A 1,024-nucleotide genomic window follows, 5' to 3' on the forward strand; every position below is an offset into this window, starting at 1 on the left:
TATCGCCTGATGTTCGACCACTTGCTGGAAGTTCATGGCGAGCGGGAGGCATGCTGCATCACCGTCGAACTTCTGGCCATGGCCCACGAACGCGCATGCGAGGCTGAACTCGCCGGGCTCCTGGCCGAGGATCTGGCCGCGCGCCGAACACCGTGTCTGACAGCTCTGCGGGCCCGGTTCAGTCCCGACCCTGCTGCTCTGCCCGAAGTCGTGGTCAAACTGGTGCCGCTCTCGATCTACGACGGACTTATCGAACAGGGAGAAGCCGCATGAGTGCAGTTCCCATGATCGATTCACAGCGCCTCAGCATGATGCTCAACGAGCTGCGCCTGCCCACCATCAAACACATCTGGGGGAACTTTGCCGCCCAGGCGGACAAGGAAGGGTGGCCCGCCAGCAGGTTCCTCGCCGCGCTCGCCGAGCACGAACTCGCCGAACGCGATCGCCGCCGGATCGAACGCCATCTGGCAGAGGCCCATCTACCCGCAGGCAAGACCCTCGACTGCTTCGCCTTCGATGCCGTGCCGATGATCTCCAAAGCGCAGGTCATGGCCTTATGCGCCGGCGATGGCTGGCTTGAGCAAGGCGCCAACCTTATCTTGTTCGGCCCGCCGGGTGGCGGAAAAACTCATCTGGCCGCGGCCATGGGCCTGGCGCTGGTGGAACGGGGCTGGAGGGTTCTGTTCACCCGAACTTCCGACCTCGTGCAACGCCTGCAGGTCGCCCGGCGCGAACTCGCACTCGAATCCGCAATGGCCAGGCTCGACAAGTACCACCTGCTCATCCTCGACGACTTCGCCTACGTCTCACGCGATCAGGCCGAGACGTCGGTGCTTTTCGAGCTGATCAGCGCACGCTACGAGCGAAGGTCGTTGCTGATCACCGCCAACCAGCCCTTTGGCGAGTGGAACCGGGTCTTCCCAGATCCCGCCATGACGCTCGCCGCCGTCGACAGGCTCGTGCACCACGCCACCATCTTCGAGATGAACGTCGAAAGTTACCGCAGACGTACCGCACAGGCCAG

General features: G+C 63.5%; 1 protein-coding gene and 1 pseudogene. Both read left to right on the forward strand.

What is annotated here, in order from left to right; genetic code table 11:
- Positions 1 to 273: pseudogene (locus H7F49_RS19285) on the forward strand (IS21 family transposase); the annotation flags it as partial.
- Positions 270 to 1,024: IS21-like element helper ATPase IstB (istB, locus tag H7F49_RS19290; protein ID WP_185685163.1), on the forward strand; the 755-nt coding region annotated here is incomplete at its 3' end. The pseudogene H7F49_RS19285 and the gene istB, both read left to right, overlap by 4 nt.

Origin of the sequence: Novosphingobium aerophilum, assembly GCF_014230305.1 — a bacterium.
Taxonomy (GTDB): domain Bacteria; phylum Pseudomonadota; class Alphaproteobacteria; order Sphingomonadales; family Sphingomonadaceae; genus Novosphingobium; species Novosphingobium aerophilum.